This is a genomic window from Enterobacter sp. KB-280D8, from assembly GCF_041399405.1.
GTDB classification, from domain to species: Bacteria; Pseudomonadota; Gammaproteobacteria; order Enterobacterales; family Enterobacteriaceae; genus Enterobacter; species Enterobacter cloacae_N.
The window spans coordinates 353,201-370,706 of the sequence record NZ_JBGKEC010000002.1; the positions used below are offsets into that span (position 1 = coordinate 353,201).

Genomic DNA, 17,506 nt, shown 5'->3' on the forward strand with positions numbered 1-17,506 from the left:
TATGACAACCCTGAATCTCAATACCCTCAGCGAGCGCATTAAAGCGCATAAAATGGCGCTGGTGCATATCGTTAAGCCGCCGGTCTGCACCGAGCGCGCACAGCATTACACCGAGATGTACCAGCAGCACATGGACAAGCCGATCCCGGTACGCCGCGCCCTCGCGCTGGCGCATCACCTGGCTGAACGCACCATCTGGATCAAACACGACGAGCTGATTATCGGTAACCAGGCAAGCGAAGTGCGCGCCGCACCGATTTTCCCGGAATACACCGTCTCCTGGATTGAGAAAGAGATTGACGATCTGGCGGACCGCCCGGGTGCGGGCTTTGCAGTGAGCGAAGAGAACAAGCGCGTGCTGCATGAGATCTGCCCGTGGTGGCGCGGCCAGACGGTGCAGGATCGCTGCTACGGCATGTTCACCGACGAGCAGAAAGGCCTGCTGGAAACCGGCATTATCAAAGCCGAAGGCAACATGACCTCCGGCGACGCGCACCTGGCGGTGAACTTCCCGCTGGTGCTGGAAAAAGGTCTCGACGGCCTGCGCGCCAAAGTGGCCGAGCGCCGCTCGCGCATCAACCTGACGGTGCTGGAAGACCTGCACGGCGACCAGTTCCTGAAGGCGATTGATATCGTGCTGGAAGCCGTCAGCCTGCACATCAAACGCTTCGCCGATCTGGCGCGTGAGATGGCGTCTGCGGAAACCCGCGAAAGCCGCCGCGACGAGCTGCTGGCGATGGCGGAAAACTGCGACGTAATTGCTCACGAGCCGCCAAAAACCTTCTGGCAGGCGCTGCAGCTGTGCTACTTCATTCAGCTGATCCTGCAGATTGAATCTAACGGTCACTCGGTGTCATTTGCCCGAATGGATCAGTATCTCTACCCGTACTACCGCCGCGACGTGGAACTGGACCAGAGCCTGGACCGCGAGCACGCCATCGAGCTGCTGCACAGCTGCTGGCTGAAGCTGCTGGAAGTGAACAAAATCCGCTCCGGCTCGCACTCGAAAGCTTCCGCCGGTAGCCCGCTGTACCAGAACGTCACCATTGGCGGCCAGAAGCTGGTCAACGGTGAGCCGATGGACGCGGTCAACCCGCTCTCCTACGCGATTCTGGAATCCTGCGGTCGCCTGCGCTCCACCCAGCCTAACCTGAGCGTGCGCTACCACGCAGGGATGAGCAACGACTTCCTCGACGCCTGCGTGCAGGTGATCCGCTGCGGCTTCGGGATGCCGGCGTTCAACAACGATGAAATCGTAATCCCGGAATTCATCAAGCTCGGCGTTGAACGCGACGACGCCTACGACTACGCGGCCATCGGCTGCATCGAAACCGCGGTGGGCGGCAAGTGGGGCTACCGCTGCACCGGCATGAGCTTTATCAACTTCGCCCGCGTGATGCTCGCCGCGCTGGAAGGCGGCCGCGACGCCACCAGCGGCAAGGTGTTCCTGCCGCAGGAGAAAGCGCTCTCCGCCGGTAACTTCGACAACTTCGAGGAGGTGATGGCGGCATGGGACAACCAGATCCGCTACTACACCCGCAAATCCATCGAGATTGAGTACGTGGTGGACACCATGCTGGAAGAGAACGTCCACGATATTCTCTGCTCGGCGCTGGTGGACGACTGCATCGAGCGCGCGAAAAGCATCAAGCAGGGCGGCGCGAAGTATGACTGGGTTTCCGGCCTGCAGGTGGGCATCGCCAACCTCGGCAACAGCCTGGCAGCGGTCAAGAAGCTGGTGTTCGAACAGGGCACTATCGGTCAGCAGCAGCTGGCGGCCGCCCTGGCGGATGACTTCGACGGGCTGACTCACGAGCAGCTGCGCCAGCGCCTGATCAACGGCGCGCCGAAATACGGCAACGACGATGACAGCGTGGACATGCTGCTGACGCGCGCCTATCAGACCTACATCGAAGAGCTGAAGCAGTACCACAACCCGCGCCACGGCCGCGGCCCGATTGGCGGTAACTACTACGCGGGAACGTCGTCCATCTCCGCCAACGTGCCGTTTGGCGCGGCAACGATGGCGACCCCGGACGGACGTAAGGCGCACACCCCGCTGGCGGAAGGGGCAAGCCCGGCTTCCGGTACGGACCACCTCGGCCCGACGGCGGTGATCGGCTCGGTCGGTAAACTGCCGACGGAAGCGATTCTTGGCGGCGTGCTGCTGAACCAGAAGCTGAATCCGTCAACGCTGGAAAACGACAGCGATCGCCAGAAGCTAATGGTGCTGCTGCGCACCTTCTTCGAGGTGCATAAGGGCTGGCATATTCAGTACAACATCGTCTCGCGCGAAACGCTGCTGGAAGCGAAGAAACATCCTGACCAGTATCGTGATCTGGTGGTGCGCGTCGCGGGCTACTCGGCATTCTTCACCGCCCTGTCGCCGGATGCGCAGGACGATATTATTGCGCGTACTGAGCATACGCTGTAACGGTGTATCCCTTAAGGGGAAATGCGCACGCTGATGCCCTCACCCCGCCCCTCTCCCACGGGGAGAGGGAGAAAACACTCAAAACGGCAATCCTGGTTGCCGTTTTGCTTTTACTTTCGAATGAAATTAAATTTGTGCTCCCCGTCACCTTGTTATTAGAATGTTTCAAAACGCAGTGACCCAGGAGCACAGTATGACCGTTAAAGTTATCGTCACCGATATGGACGGAACTTTCCTTGATGATGCCAAGCAGTACGATCGTGACCGCTTCCAGGCACAGTTTGAGCAGCTTAAATCCCGCGACATCGAATTCGTTGTCGCCAGCGGCAATCAGTATTACCAGCTCATATCCTTCTTCCCCGAACTGAAAGACCAGATCTCCTTCGTGGCGGAAAACGGCGCGCTGGTGTTCGACCACGGCGAACAGGTTTTCCACGGCGAACTGACCCGCCATGAGTCGCAGATCGTCATTGGCGAACTACTGAAAGACAAAGGGCTGAACTTCGTGGCCTGCGGTCTGGAGAGCGCCTACGTCAGCGACCAGGCCCCGGACGCGTTCGTGGCGCTGATGTCAAAGCACTACCACCGCTTAAAGCGCATCAGCGATTACCGCGAAATTGACGACGTGCTGTTTAAGTTCTCCCTGAACCTGCCGGACAGTGATATCCCAACTCTGGTGGATAAACTTCACGTCTCCCTGGACGGCATTATGAAGCCGGTCACCAGCGGCTTTGGCTTTGTGGATTTAATTATCCCCGGCCTGCACAAAGCCAACGGCATCAGCCGCCTGCTGAAACGCTGGAAAATCTCCCCGCAGGAGTGCGTCGGCATTGGCGACAGCGGCAACGATGCCGAGATGCTGAAGCTGGTGAAATACTCTTTTGCGATGGGCAACGCGGCAGAGAGCATCAAAGAAATCAGCCGCTACAGCACTGACGACAACAACCTTCAGGGCGCGCTGAACGTCATTCAGGCCGTGCTCGACAACCATTCCCCGTTCGACGCCTGATCCTCTCCTCGCCGGAGCCTCGCTCCGGCCTCTCACTCTTTTTCCGTCCTGTGGCTTGCGTCAAGTTTTTAAACTTGCATTAACTTATTTTTAACTTAAAGTATCACTTGTAGATACTTTTACTTTCGAATGAAAGATGCGAGGCGGTTATGACCTTTACCAGTGAAACTTTGCCGGCGGATCACAAAGCGGCAATCCGTCAGTTGAAACGTGAGCTGCGCGCGCAGATCGGCGACGTGCAGGCGGTGTTTAATAAGCTCAGCGATAAAATTGCCACCCGCGTGGCGGAGATCAACGCCCTTAAGAACAAAGGCGAAACCGTCTGGCCGGAGATCCCGTTTGCGGACGTGAAAAACGGCACGATTACCGACGCACAGCGCGAGGCCGTTAAGCGCCGCGGCTGCGCGGTGATTAAAGGTCATTTCCCGCGCGAGCAGGCGCTGGCGTGGGATCGGTCGATGCTCGACTATCTCGATCTGAACAAATTTGACGACGTGTACAAAGGGCCAGGCGATAACTTCTTCGGCACCTTAACGGCCTCCCGCCCGGAGATTTACCCGATTTACTGGTCGCAGGCGCAGATGCAGGCGCGCCAGAGCGAAGAGATGGCGCAGGTGCAGTCGTTCCTGAACCGTTTATGGACTTTCGAGAGCAACGGCAAGCAGTGGTTCGACCCGGACGTGAGCGTGATTTACCCGGACCGTATTCGCCGCCGTCCGCCGGGAACCACCTCGAAAGGGCTGGGCGCGCATACCGATTCCGGCGCGCTGGAGCGCTGGCTGCTTCCGGCTTATCAACAGGTGTTTGCCCGCGTGTTTGACGGCAACGTCGATAAGTACGATCCGTGGAACGCCGCGCACCGTACCGAAGTGGAAGAGTACACCGTCGATAACACCACCAAATGCTCGGTGTTCCGCACCTTCCAGGGCTGGACGGCGCTGTCGGACATGATCCCCGGTCAGGGACTGCTGCACGTGGTGCCAATTCCGGAGGCGATGGCGTACATTCTGCTGCGTCCGCTGCTGGACGACGTGCCGGAAGACGAGCTGTGCGGCGTGGCACCAGGGCGCGTGCTGCCGGTTTCCGAGAAGTGGCACCCGCTGCTCATCGAGGCATTAAGCAGCATTCCGGCACTCGAGGCGGGCGATTCCGTATGGTGGCACTGCGATGTGATCCACTCCGTCGCGCCGGTGGAAAATCAGCAGGGCTGGGGCAACGTGATGTACATCCCTGCCGCGCCGATGTGCGAGAAAAACCTCGCTTACGCGAAAAAGGTCAAGGAAGCGCTGGAAACCGGCGCGTCGCCGGGAGACTTCCCGCGCGAGGATTATGAAAAAAGCTGGCAGGACCGCTTTACCGTGAACGATCTCAACATCCACGGCAAGCGCGCGCTGGGCATGGCTTAACTGTCGTAAAGCCCTTCCCTCTCCACGGCGGTGCGTCGTTTCCCCTGACGTATCCGCCGTACCGATTCCCGCACGGTCAGGGTTCCATTAAGCAACAGCGTTCCCACCGGCGCGTCCGGACGCATCAGCCGCTGCTGGAGCATATGCACCGCTTCGGTTCCCAGCTCGTCGCGGGGCACATGCACCGCCGTCAGCGGCACGTCCTGGATTGCCGCCAGATTAAATCCGTCGATGCTCATCACCGACACGTCCTGCGGCACGCGCAGACCGTGGTTTTGTAATGCGCTGATGGTGCCCGCCGCCATAAAGTCGCCGCCGACCAGAAACGCCGTCGGCAGGTCTTTTCCCTTCTGCTGGTTAAGCCACTCGCTCACCAGCTGCTCCGTCTCTCTGGCGCTGAAGCTTGGCACCACCAGCAGATCGCGTTTATCGTTGAATTTCAGGTTATGAGACTGCCACGCGTCGCGGATCCCCGCCAGGCGCAGCTCCATGGTGTAGCGGCGCAGGCACAGCACGTTCATCACCTCGCGGTGCCCCATCTCGAACAGGTACTCCGCCGCCCGCTCACCAATGGTGCGGTGATCCGGGGCGACGGCAGGCAGGCGCATGCGGCGGTCCCGGCAGTTAATCAGCACGCAGGGTCTCCCCACGTCCACCGCCAGGTCGTGAATATGCGGATCGTCGATGCCGAGAAGAATGGCCGCCTGGGTATCCGGCTCGTTCATGCGCGCCAGAAACAGCTGGGCGTCGCTGTCGTTCTCCTCCAGCGCGCAGTAGCGCAGCCGGACCTCGTGCGAGGCAAGCCCTTTGCTCACGCTCTGGATCACGCGGTAATAAAAGATGTCGGACCGCTCGTCAAACGCCCGCTGCGGGGCAAAAACCACCAGGCTGTTAAGCAGCAAACGCCCTGCCGCCATGCCGTCCATCACCCCCAGCTCCCGCGCGCACGCCAGCACCTTTGCGCGCGCCTTTTCGCTGGTATTCGCTTTACCCGCCAGCACGCGGGAAACCGTGCTGATGGAGAGCTGCGTGCGGGCCGCGATTTCGGTGATTTTTAGCCTTTTGTCCATTTTGTGATCTGGCTCCATTTGCGAAATGAAAAAATTTTCATAGCGTATCCGTCAGGCAAAAACTGCCATGAACGCCATCATGCCAGAGTGTTTTCGTTAGTTATGAGAAATTTTGCACAAAATCCACTTTTGCCCTCTCATTTTCTCCCTTAAGGTGAACCTGTCACACAACTTCCATACTAGTTGTATAGCAACTTAAGCAGTTTAAACGGATAGAAATCAAAGGCATAAAAATCTGTGTGACACCTGAACCTCCGTCCCCTTACCGTCCGTCTTGTGGAGAGTCAAATGAGTCAGGACATCAATAATACCGTTGCGACAAGCAAAACCCGTCGCGTCATCAAGAACCTGCGCTGGTACGTACTGGTGCTGTTCTTACTTGGCGTCACCGTTAACTACATCACCCGTAACTCGCTCGGGATCCTCGCCCCGGAACTGAAAGAGAGCCTGGGGATCACCACCGAGCAGTACTCCTGGATCGTCGGCGCGTTCCAGATCGCCTACACCATTTTCCAGCCCCTGTGCGGCTGGCTGATTGACGTTATCGGCCTGAAGATTGGCTTTATGGTCTGCGCCGGGATCTGGGCGCTGATGTGTATCTTCCACGCGGGCGCCGGAAGCTGGCTGCACCTGGCGATTCTGCGCTTCTTTATGGGGGCTTCTGAGGCCGCCGCTACCCCGGCGAACGCCAAAACCATCGGCGAATGGTTCCCGAAATCTGAGCGACCCGTTGCCGCCGGCTGGGCAGGCGTGGGCTTCTCCATCGGCGCGATGCTGGCTCCGCCTATCATCTACTTTGCTCACGCCTCGTTCGGTTGGCAGGGCGCGTTTATGTTTACCGGCGTGCTGGCGCTGCTGTGGGTGATCCTGTGGTGGGCGTTTTACCACAACCCGGAGCAGCACCCGAACCTGAGCAAGGACGAGCTGGCGTTTATCAAGCAGGATAACGAACCGCCCGCGGTGAAACTGCCGTTTCTGACCGCGCTGAAAACCGTCTCGAAAAACAAACGCTTCTACGGTATCGCCATTCCGGCCTTTATGGCGGAACCGGCCTGGGCCGTGCTGAGCTTCTGGGTGCCACTGTACCTCGCCAAAGAGCACGGCATGGATCTGAAGCAGATTGCGATGTTTGCCTGGCTGCCCTTCCTCGCCGCCGACCTCGGCAGCGTGGCGAGCGGCTACCTGACGCGCCTCTACACCCGCTGGTTCGGCTGCTCCCGCGTAAACTCGGTGGTGGCAAGCTCCGTCACCGGCGCGTTCCTGATGATCTCGCTGGCCATCGTCGCCATTACCCGCGACCCGTATATCACCATCGTGCTGATCTCCATCGGCGGCTTCGGGCACCAGATCATCTCCTGCATGCTGAGCGCCCTGGTCGTGGAGTCGTTCGACAAAGGCCAGATGGCGACCGTCAACGGCATGCGCGGCTCGGCGGCGTGGATCGCCAGCTTCCTGTTCTCGCTGTTAATCGGTGTGACCGCCGACAAAATCGGCTTTAACCCGCTCTTTATTGCCATGGGCTTCTTTGACCTGATTGGCGCTGTCTTCCTGGTAGCATTTATTGCTGAACGTCGCGCTAAGCGCGCCTGATAGTGGATGTATTGCATATGAAAACCCTGAAAAACTGGACCGTAGATAAGCAGTCGGCAAACCATCTGGAACTGCTGGTCGATAACCAGCACCGCCTGTGCCTGTATGTTCTGGAAGAGAACCTGTTCCGCGTGCTGATTAAGCGCAAAGGCGAGCTGGCGCTGGACCGCACCTGGAGCATCGCACCGGAAAAGGACGTGCCGTGGGAAGGCCGTCGTCGTGACGATATAAGCGGTTTCTCCTGCCCGGCCTGGACGCTGACGCAGCAGGATGATGCCGTTACGGTGGCAACGGAGCAGCTGCGCGTGACCGTCCACCAGCCGCTATGGATGGAGTGGCACTACCGCAATGAGGCGGGCGAATGGCAGCCGCTGGTTAATGACCGTCCGACCAGCGCCTACCTGCTGAACGCCCACGGCGACGGCGTGGCGCACTACCTCAGCCGTCGCAAGGACGAGCGTTTCTACGGCCTGGGCGAGAAAGCGGGCGATCTGCAGCGCAACGGCAAGCGCTATGAGATGCGCAACCTCGATGCAATGGGGTACAACGCGACCAGCACCGACCCGCTCTACAAGCATATTCCGTTCACTATCGCCCGCCGCGACGACGTGAGCTACGGCCTGTTCTACGACAACCTGAGCAGCTGCTGGCTGGATCTGGGCAACGAGATCGACAACTACCACACTGCCTACCGCCGCTGGCAGGCGGAAGCGGGCGATATCGATTACTACATTTTTACCGGCAGGCGCGTGCTGGACGTCACCAAAGCCTTCGTGCGCCTCACCGGGAAAACGCTGTTTGGGCCAAAATGGAGCCTGGGCTACAGCGGCTCAACCATGCACTACACCGACGCGCCGGACGCCCAGAACCAGCTGATGAACTTTATCCGCCTGTGCGAAGAGCACGCCATTCCGTGCGACTCGTTCCAGCTCTCCTCCGGCTATACCTCCATCAACGGCAAGCGCTACGTCTTCAACTGGAACTATGACAAGGTGCCGCAGCCGAAGGTGATGAGCCAGGCCTTCCACGACGCGGGGCTGAAGCTTGCGGCCAACATCAAGCCGTGCCTGCTGCAGGACCATCCGCGCTATAACGAAGTGGCGGAGAGCGGCCTGTTCATTCGTGATTCAGAAACTGATGCACCAGAACGTTCAAGCTTCTGGGATGACGAAGGCTCGCACCTCGACTTTACCAACCCGCAGACGGTGAAGTGGTGGCAGAACGGCGTCACTACCCAACTGCTGGAGATGGGCATCGACTCCACCTGGAACGACAACAACGAATATGAAGTGTGGGACGGGGAAGCGCGCTGCTTTGGCTTCGGCAAGGAGATCGCCATCAAGCACATTCGCCCGGTAATGCCGCTGCTGATGATGCGCGCCTCGCTGGAAGCGCAGCAGCGCTTTGCGCCGGAGAAACGTCCGTATCTCATCTCCCGCTCCGGCTGCGCCGGGATGCAGCGCTACGTTCAGACCTGGAGCGGCGATAACCGCACCAACTGGGACACCCTGCGCTATAACATCCGCATGGGGCTGGGCATGAGCCTGTCCGGGCTGTTCAACGTCGGTCACGACGTCGGCGGTTTCTCCGGCGATAAGCCGGACGCCGAGCTGTTCGTGCGCTGGGTGCAGAACGGCGTGATGCACCCGCGCTTTACCATTCACTCGTGGAATGATGACCACACCGTGAACGAGCCGTGGATGTACCCGGGCGTCACGCCAGCCATTCGCGGTGCGGTTGAGCTGCGCTACCGCCTGCTGCCGTACCTCTACACCCTGCTCTGGCAGGCGCACGCCGACGACGAGCCGATGCTGCGCCCGACCTTCCTCGATCACGAGCACGATGCGCAGACCTTCGAAGAGTGCGATGACTTCCTGCTGGGCCGCGACCTGCTGGTTGCCAGCGTGGTCGAAGCCGGGCAGCGCGAGCGCCGCGTCTGGCTGCCGGATAATGCCACCGGCTGGTACGATTTTTACACCCACGCGTGGTATGCGGGCGGCCAGTCGATCGTTCTCGACGCGCCGCTGGAAAAACTGCCGCTGCTGGTGCGCGCCGGTGCCGGTCTGCCGCTGAGCGAGCGCATTACCCACGTATCCGCTGAAAAAGACGACACCCGCGAGCTGAAGCTGTTCCCGGTGAAGGGCGTCGGCACCACCTCCGGGCTGCTGTTTGAAGACGACGGCGAAAGCTGGGGCTATCAGAACGGCAATGCGCTATGGGTGGAATGGGAAATGGTGTGCGATGGCGCAACCATCAACCTGAAGATCAACGCGCGCGGGGATTATCGTCCGGCGTGGAAAGCGCTGAAGGTGTCGTTGCCTGTAGGGGAAAAACGTAAGCTGCTGGTGAACGGGATTGAAGGGAGCGAGTGGGTGGTGTAGTGCGGCCTGATGCCCTCACCCTGACCCTCTCCCACCGGGAGAGGGGATAGAACGTAGGCCCGGTAAGCGTAGCGCCACCGGGCTTTTTTTAGCCGTCGATACCTTTACTGCGCAGGTAGTCTTCATAGTTACCGGTGAAGTCCACCACGCGCTCAGGCGTAATTTCGATCACGCGGGTCGCCAGCGAGCTGACGAACTCACGGTCGTGAGAGACGAAGATCAGGGTGCCCTGATACATCTCCAGCGCCATATTCAGCGATTCGATAGATTCCATATCCAGGTGGTTAGTCGGTTCGTCCATTACCAGGATATTCGGTTTTTCCATCATCAGCTTGCCGAACAGCATGCGGCCTTTCTCGCCACCGGAGAGCACTTTGGCCGGCTTTTTGATGTCGTCCTGGCTGAACAGCAGACGACCCAGAATGCTGCGCACTGCCTGCTCGTCGTCGCCTTCCTGCTTCCACTGGCTCATCCAGTCGAAGACGGTGAGGTCGTTTTCGAACTCGTACTCATGGTCCTGCGCGTAGTAGCCAATCTGCGCGTTCTCGGACCATTTCACGGTGCCGTTGTCCGGCTGCAGTTCGCCGACCAAGGTTTTCAGCAGTGTGGATTTACCCACGCCGTTGGCGCCCAGAATGGCAATCTTCTCGCCCACTTCCAGCAGCAGGTTGAAGTTTTTAAACAGCGGGCCTTCATCAAAGCCTTTGGTAAGGGCTTCCACTTCCAGCGCGTTACGGAACAGCTTCTTGTCCTGCTCGAAGCGGATGAACGGGTTCTGACGACTGGAGGCTTTAACTTCTTCCAGCTTGATTTTATCAATCTGACGCGCACGTGAGGTCGCCTGACGCGACTTAGAGGCGTTGGCACTGAAGCGGCTAACGAAGGACTGCAGGTCCGCAATCTGCGCTTTCTTCTTGGCGTTGTCCGCCAGCAGACGCTCACGCGCCTGGGTGGCCGCCGTCATGTACTCGTCGTAGTTGCCCGGGTAAACGCGCAGCTCACCGTAGTCCAGATCCGCCATGTGCGTACAAACCATGTTCAGGAAGTGACGGTCATGCGAGATGATGATCATAGTGCTGTCGCGGTCGTTCAGCGTCTGCTCCAGCCAGCGGATGGTGTCGATGTCCAGGTTGTTCGTCGGTTCGTCGAGCAGCAGGATGTCCGGGTTAGAGAACAGCGCCTGTGCCAGCAGCACGCGCAGCTTCCAGCCTGGGGCGACTTCGCTCATCGGACCGTAATGCTGTTCAACCGGAATGCCTACGCCCAGCAGCAGCTCGCCCGCACGCGCTTCCGCAGAATAACCGTCCATTTCGCCGTACTGCGTTTCCAGATCGGCCACTTTATAGCCATCTTCTTCGCTCATTTCGGCCAGCGCGTAGATGCGATCGCGCTCCTGCTTCACTTCCCACAGCTCCGCGTGCCCCATGATCACGGTGTCCAGCACGGTGAACTCTTCAAAGGCGAACTGATCCTGACGCAGCTTACCAATGCGCTCGTTAGGGTCGAGCGACACGTTGCCGAGCGTTGGCTCCAGATCGCCGCCGAGGATCTTCATGAAGGTGGATTTTCCGCTACCGTTGGCGCCAATCAGGCCGTAACGGTTGCCGCCGCCAAATTTGACGGAAATGTTTTCGAACAGCGGCTTACTGCCAAACTGCATAGTGACGTTGCTGGTAACTAACACGGGGAGATTCCTGCGAAAAGTGTGATAAACACGGCATTATGCCACAATTCCGAATTGAGATCCCGTGTTGCGGCAATCCACTAAACTTTAACAAAATCGAAAAAAATGTGATTTCGTACACATCTGAATTCCCTGTTAGCGGGAATGCACATATAATGCGCTCCCATCACAGATTCAGACTTATCAACTCATCGCCAGAATGGCTTAGATACCTCGCACAACATGAACATGAAATTAACAACGCTTTTTGCGGCGGCGTTAGCCGTAGTAGGTTTTTGTAAGACCGCGTCTGCGGTGACGTATCCCCTGCCGACCGACGGAAGCCGTCTGGTGGGTCAAAATCAGGTAGTGACGGTGCCTGAAGGTAACTCTCAGCCGCTGGAGTATTTCGCCGCACAGTACCAGCTGGGCCTGTCTAACATGCTGGAAGCGAACCCGGGCGTTGACCCGTATCTGCCAAAAGCGGGTACCGTGCTGAATATTCCTCAGCAGCTGATCCTGCCGGATACCGTTCATGAAGGTATCGTAATCAACAGCGCCGAAATGCGTCTGTATTACTACCCGAAAGGCACCAACACCGTTATCGTGCTGCCAATCGGTATCGGCCAGTTGGGCAAAGACACCCCGCTGAACTGGACCACCAAAGTCGAGCGTAAGAAAGCGGGCCCAACCTGGACCCCAACCGCCAAAATGCACGCGGAATACATCGCTGCGGGCGAACCGCTGCCCGCCGTTGTACCAGCCGGCCCGGATAACCCAATGGGTCTGTACGCGCTGTACATTGGCCGCCTGTACGCTATCCACGGCACCAACGCCAACTTCGGTATCGGCCTGCGCGTAAGCCACGGCTGCGTGCGCCTGCGTAACGACGACATTAAGTTCCTGTTTGAAAACGTGCCGGTCGGCACGCGCGTGCAGTTCATCAACGAACCGGTGAAAGCGACCTCTGAGCCAGACGGCAGCCGCTACATTGAAGTGCACAACCCGCTGTCCACCAGCGAAGACCAGATTAATAACAACGAGATCGTACCGATTACGCTGAACAGCGCGGTGCAGTCCGTGACCTCTCAGCCTGACGTGGAAACCACCATCGTCGACCAGGCGATTCAGAACCGCTCCGGTATGCCGGTTCGTTTGAATTAACAGAGAAAAACTAAAAAAGCGGGCTTCGATGCCCGCTTTTTTTTACCCGTTATTCACGATCACGATCCCGCCGTGGTCGTAGCGATAGTGGCAGTGGGCATACTCCAGCGCTGTGCCGTCCTCCAGATAAATCACCTGCTCCACTTCCAGCACCGGATCGGTCTGCTCGCAGACCAGATGCTCTCTGTCCAGCGCGTTTGGCTTTAGCGCCCTCACCACCCGGTACGATCCCATAATTTTCAGCCCCAGCGTCTCCTGAACGTACTGGAACACCGAACCTTCAAGATGGCTTTTCGTCAGGCCGGGCACCAGATTCATCGGCATTACCGTGGAATCCAGCGACATGGGTTCACCGTTTAGTAAGCGCAGGCGGATAAAGTCATAGACAGGCGCATCGGCGTTAATCATCAGCGACGCCTGCTCTTTCTCGTTCGGGAAGCGCAGTTCAAAATGCACCACCCGGCTGGTGACCGTGCCCAGATGCTCCCAGGTTTTGGTGGCGCCGAAGTAGTCGCTGCCGGAGAGATCCCACTGCGAGAGTTGAAGGAAGTTTTTGCGGATAAACGTTCCCTGTCCCTGGCGGGTATAGACCAGACCTTCGACGATCAGCTGGCGCATCGCCTGCTGAATGGTCATCCGGCTGGTGCTGAACTCCGCCGCCAGCGCAAACTGGTCCGGCAGCGGTTCATTGGCGGCGTACTGCTGGCTGATGATGCGTTTTTTAATTTCCCGCGCTATGGTGATGTACTTCGCCGCCATCGTCCTTCCTTTCAGTTAGTTTTCTATCCCGCTGTTTTTCATCGCCACTCTCTCGGCAATCTTGAGGAAAGGCAGGTAGAAGAATACACCAAATACGATGATTGCCAACTGCACCACCACCGCGCGCCAGTCCCCCGCCGTCGCCAGCCAGGCGCTGAGAATTGGCGGAGTGGTCCACGGGATCATCACCACGCAGCGCGACATTAATCCCAGCGTGGTACAGAGCCAGGCGAAGTAAATGCCGATGGCGGGCAGCAGCACAAACGGGATCATCAGCGGCAGGTTAAACACGATCGGCAGGCCGAAAATCACCGGCTCGTTGATGTTGAACAGACCCGGCGCCAGCGACAGACGCGCCACCTGCTTCGCCGACTTTTGTCGGGAGAAGATAAAGATGGCGATCAGTAGCGAGATGGTGCTGCCCGTGCCGCCCACCATGCCAAACGTCGGCACGAAAATGTTGTTGATGATATGCGGGATGGGTTGACCGTTGGCGAAGGCCAGCATGTTCTCGTTGGTGTTGATCAGCAGGAACGGCTCCAGCACCACGCTGTTAACGACTGACTGATGAATACCGAGGGTGAACAGAAAGTTACCGAAGCTGTAGATGAAAATCGTCCCCGGCAGGCTGGTGTTGATCAGCCGCAGCGGCTGCTGGATAAAGGTCGTAATGAGATGGATCAGGTCCGTGTGCAGAACGTTTGCCAGCAGCGCCGCCAGCACGGCGAACACCGACAATGTAAGAATGGTTGGGATCAGCGCGGTAAAGGATTTGCTCACCGCCGGCGGCACGTTCTCACCCAGCGAAATGTGCAGCGCCTTCAGGCGCGAAATAGCGATAAACAGTTCCGTTGAGAGCAGCCCAATCAGCACCCCGGCGAAAATCCCGGTTGAGCCAATGTTGGCGAACGTCAGTACCTGAGTGACGTTCACCGCGGCGTCGCTACCGACGGGCGTAAGCTGCAGGCGCATCGGCATCATGATGATGAAGCTGCTGACGGCGATAACCACTGCCGAGACCGGATTGTCGAAATCTTTGTTGCGCGCCAGCGACCAGGCAATCATCGGGGCCAGCAGCAGCGCGGCGATGTTCAGCGTGCCGTTGATAATCGCCTCGCCCCACACCTTAAACTGCACGAGCGTCTCGCCGTGAAAAATCCACGGAAACACCACGTTGTTCACCAGCACCGCCAGGCCGGCGAGGATGAAAATGGGCATCACCGTGGCGAAGGCGTCGCGCAGGGAGCGCAGGTGCACCTGGTTTGCCAGGCGCGCCGAGAACTCAACAAATTTATCGACAAAGGACTGCATGTGCGGTGTTATTTTTGCTTCAGACATAGCGGATAGTTCCCATCAATCAGTCACAAAAACGGCCCGGCAGCGTACGGCTTACATCTCGCGTCCGTTGGTATGAATAACCTGTTTTAACCACGCGTAGCTCTTCTTCGGCACGCGCTTGAGGTCTTTCAGGTCGTGGTTTTCCCGGTTGACGTAGACCACACCGTAGCGCTTACGCATGTCGCCCTGGGAGCTGAGAATGTCGATTAAGCCCCAGCCGAGGTAACCGATCACCTCCGCCCCGTCCTCGAACATCGCCGCCTTCATCGCGTCGATATGCGCCCGGTGGTAGTCGATGCGGTAGGTGTCCTCAATCGGGTTCACGCCGTCCCAGGACTCAATCACCCCGATGCCGTTCTCGATCGGGAATACCGGCATCCGCCAGTCGTTGGCGTAGCGGGTGATGATGGTGCGAAAGCCCAGCGGATCGATCTGCCAGTTCCACTCGGTGGCCTTCAGGTACGGGTTGTTTTTATCGCCGTGCAGGAGGTAATAGTTCACCGGCGTGCCTTCCGGGATCGCATCGCTGTCCAGCGTTTTGCTGGCGTAGTAGCTGAAGGCCATATAGTCGTTTCTGGTACGCGCGAGAAGTGCTAAATCCTCGGCGCGATAGATATCACCAAAACCCTCCTGCTCCACCACCGCCATCACCGCCGGGCTGTAGCCCTGCCCGGCAAAGACGCGCAGCAGGTTCTGGTTGAGGAACTCGTCGTACTGCTGGGCGCAGAAGATATCGCGCGGTTTGCAGGTGGCCGGGTAGATCAGCTGGTGCGCCAGCATGCCGCCCATTAGCTTGCCCGGTTTGGTCTGGTGCAGATACTCGGTCAGCGCCATGTGCGCCACCATGGTGTGATGCTGCAACTCGTAGAGCTCGCGCAAGGTTTTCTCGCCTTTCATGTAGCCGGAAATGCGGAAGGCTTCCGGCATATGGAAGATGTTCTGCTCGTTGAAGGTCAGCCAGTACTTCACCCGGTCGCCGAAGCAGTCGATCATCTTTTTGCCGTAGCGGATAAAGGCGTCCATCACGCGGCGGTCGTTGAAACCGTTGTACTCCTGCGCCAGCGCCAGCGGCATATCGAAATGGTACAGGCAGATCATCGGCTCGATGCCGCGGGCGATCAGATCGTCAATAAAGCGGTCGTAAAACGCGATGCCTTCGTCGTTGAACGCGCCGTCACCCTGCGGACACACGCGGCTCCAGGAGATCTGGAAGCGGTAGCAGTTCATGCCCAGATCCTGCATCAGGTCAAAATCTTCCCGGTAGCGATGGTACGAATCGGTCGCCACTTTCCAGTCGGAGATGTTTTCCCCGGCTTCGCGAATGTCGTACACCGACATGCCCTTCCCGCCCTCGTTCCAGGCCCCTTCCGTCTGCATGCTGGATACCGAGTTGCCCCATAAAAAATTGGCCGGCAGCGATTTGTTCATGCTCTCTCTCCCTATATGACTAGTCATTTAAATATTCATGACTAGTCATATAGTCGAAGATAAAATGGCGATCAAAGAGGAGGATCGTTTTTTGTGAGCGATGCGGAAAAAAAGCCCCGGTAAGCGAAGCGTCACCGGGGAAAAGGAAGGTTACTGCTGCGCGAGCTGGTTACGACGATATTCGCCCTGGCGCTCCAGCATCCAGCCCGGGTATTCGCGCGGCAGCGCGCTCACCGCATCAAGCTGCTTAAGCTCGTCTTCGCTTAAGCGGATCCCGGTCGCGGCGATGTTGTCGTCCAGCTGATCGACACGTTTCGCACCAATAATCACGCTGGTCACGGCTTTTTGATGCAGCAGCCACGCCAGCGCGATTTGCGCGACGGAGACGCCCTTGCTTTCGGCAATCGTGCGCATCACGTCCACGCAGTCGAAGGCGCGGTCTTTATTCACCGGCGGGAAGTCGAACTCCAGACGGCGGCCTCCGGTTTCGCTCGTCCCGTCGCGGCCATATTTTCCGCTCAGCAGGCCACCCGCCAGCGGGCTCCAGACCATCAGCCCGACGCCTTCGCTCTGCATCATCGGTACCAGCTCGCGCTCAAGATCGCGCCCGGCGATGGTGTAGTAGGCCTGCAATGACGCAAAACGCGCCAGCCCCAGACGCTCGGAAATCCCGAGCGATTTGGCTATCTGCCACGCCGCCCAGTTCGAGACGCCGATGTAGCGCACGTGGCCGTGCTGCACCAGGTTATCCAGCGCATAGAGCGTCTCTTCAATCGGCGTTGCGGGGTCAAAGCCGTGAAGCTGGTAGAGATCGATATGATCCAGTTGCAGGCGACGCAGGCTCTCCTTCACGCTGCTGATGATGTGATAGCGCGAGCTGCCGCGCGAATTCACCCCCGCGGTGCCCGTTTCGCCGAACACCTTGGTGGCAACCACTACATTCTCGCGCGGGACGTTGAGGTTTTTCAGCGCCTGCCCGAGGATCGCCTCCGAGCGCCCTTCCGAATAGACGTCGGCGGTATCGATAAAGTTGATACCCGCGTCCAGCGCGCGACCCACCAGCTGTTCGGCTTCGCTCTGCTGCAGCTGGCCAATTTTTCCCCACATGCCGCCTTCACCGCCGAAGGTCATGGTGCCGAGGCACAGTTCAGAAACAAACAGTCCGGTGTTGCCCAGTTTTTGATAACGCATAAGTTAATCCTCGCATGTCGATTGGGTACCCGATAGTTATACCCGCCCCTCAGTCATCGCGAATGTGGCGTTC

At 58.5% G+C, this 17,506-nt stretch carries 12 protein-coding genes; 6 read left to right on the forward strand and 6 right to left on the reverse strand.

Annotated elements, in window-relative coordinates; translation table 11 throughout:
- Nucleotide 1 precedes the first annotated feature (1 nt).
- The 3 genes from AB8818_RS07160 to AB8818_RS07170 all read left to right on the forward strand — a co-directional run bounded on the left by AB8818_RS07160 (nucleotide 2) and on the right by AB8818_RS07170 (nucleotide 4,849).
- Nucleotides 2–2,434, forward strand: coding sequence for a formate C-acetyltransferase/glycerol dehydratase family glycyl radical enzyme (locus AB8818_RS07160; protein ID WP_192982909.1), 2,433 nt, complete (start codon nucleotides 2–4; stop codon nucleotides 2,432–2,434).
- A gap of 193 nt (nucleotides 2,435–2,627) precedes the next feature.
- Nucleotides 2,628–3,443: a Cof-type HAD-IIB family hydrolase gene (locus AB8818_RS07165; RefSeq protein ID WP_116343405.1), complete on the forward strand. Its 816-nt coding sequence runs from the start codon at nucleotides 2,628–2,630 to the stop codon at nucleotides 3,441–3,443.
- A gap of 149 nt (nucleotides 3,444–3,592) precedes the next feature.
- Nucleotides 3,593–4,849 (forward strand): DUF1479 domain-containing protein, encoded by a 1,257-nt coding sequence (locus AB8818_RS07170; RefSeq protein WP_166710546.1) that lies wholly within the window; start codon nucleotides 3,593–3,595, stop codon nucleotides 4,847–4,849.
- On the opposite strand, the gene AB8818_RS07175 is transcribed toward AB8818_RS07170, so the two are convergent.
- Nucleotides 4,846–5,919: a LacI family DNA-binding transcriptional regulator gene (locus AB8818_RS07175; RefSeq protein WP_163330795.1), complete on the reverse strand. Its 1,074-nt coding sequence runs from the start codon at nucleotides 5,917–5,919 to the stop codon at nucleotides 4,846–4,848. The genes AB8818_RS07170 and AB8818_RS07175 overlap by 4 nt on opposite strands.
- A gap of 288 nt (nucleotides 5,920–6,207) precedes the next feature.
- Here AB8818_RS07175 and AB8818_RS07180 point away from each other — a divergent pair, with 288 nt between their 5' ends.
- Together AB8818_RS07180 and AB8818_RS07185 are read left to right on the forward strand one after the other, a co-directional pair.
- On the forward strand, nucleotides 6,208–7,509 hold the full coding sequence (locus tag AB8818_RS07180; protein ID WP_116343402.1) for an MFS transporter: 1,302 nt from the start codon (nucleotides 6,208–6,210) through the stop codon (nucleotides 7,507–7,509).
- Nucleotides 7,510–7,526: 17 nt separating this feature from the next.
- Nucleotides 7,527–9,890, forward strand: a complete 2,364-nt coding sequence (locus AB8818_RS07185; RefSeq protein ID WP_162874994.1) for a glycoside hydrolase family 31 protein — start codon at nucleotides 7,527–7,529, stop codon at nucleotides 9,888–9,890.
- Between the two features lie 88 nt (nucleotides 9,891–9,978).
- Here AB8818_RS07185 and AB8818_RS07190 read toward each other — a convergent pair whose 3' ends face one another.
- The gene (locus AB8818_RS07190) at nucleotides 9,979–11,574 is read right to left on the reverse strand and encodes an ABC-F family ATPase (protein WP_047073790.1); all 1,596 of its coding nucleotides are present in this window, start codon (nucleotides 11,572–11,574) and stop codon (nucleotides 9,979–9,981) included.
- Nucleotides 11,575–11,796: 222 nt separating this feature from the next.
- Here AB8818_RS07190 and ldtB point away from each other — a divergent pair, with 222 nt between their 5' ends.
- Nucleotides 11,797–12,717, forward strand: a complete 921-nt coding sequence (gene ldtB, locus AB8818_RS07195; RefSeq protein ID WP_008501186.1) for a L,D-transpeptidase — start codon at nucleotides 11,797–11,799, stop codon at nucleotides 12,715–12,717.
- Between the two features lie 42 nt (nucleotides 12,718–12,759).
- Here ldtB and AB8818_RS07200 read toward each other — a convergent pair whose 3' ends face one another.
- From AB8818_RS07200 to AB8818_RS07215, 4 genes are all read right to left on the reverse strand, one after another.
- Nucleotides 12,760–13,476 carry a GntR family transcriptional regulator gene (locus AB8818_RS07200; protein ID WP_116343400.1) on the reverse strand — a complete coding sequence of 239 codons (717 nt, stop codon included), beginning with the start codon at nucleotides 13,474–13,476 and terminating at the stop codon, nucleotides 12,760–12,762.
- 15 nt (nucleotides 13,477–13,491) lie between these two features.
- On the reverse strand, nucleotides 13,492–14,814 hold the full coding sequence (locus tag AB8818_RS07205; protein ID WP_163330791.1) for a PTS sugar transporter subunit IIC: 1,323 nt from the start codon (nucleotides 14,812–14,814) through the stop codon (nucleotides 13,492–13,494).
- Between the two features lie 51 nt (nucleotides 14,815–14,865).
- Nucleotides 14,866–16,242, reverse strand: a complete 1,377-nt coding sequence (locus AB8818_RS07210) for a glycoside hydrolase family 1 protein (RefSeq protein WP_163330790.1) — start codon at nucleotides 16,240–16,242, stop codon at nucleotides 14,866–14,868.
- A gap of 150 nt (nucleotides 16,243–16,392) precedes the next feature.
- Nucleotides 16,393–17,433 (reverse strand): aldo/keto reductase, encoded by a 1,041-nt coding sequence (locus AB8818_RS07215; RefSeq protein WP_163330789.1) that lies wholly within the window; start codon nucleotides 17,431–17,433, stop codon nucleotides 16,393–16,395.
- Nucleotides 17,434–17,506 lie beyond the last annotated feature (73 nt).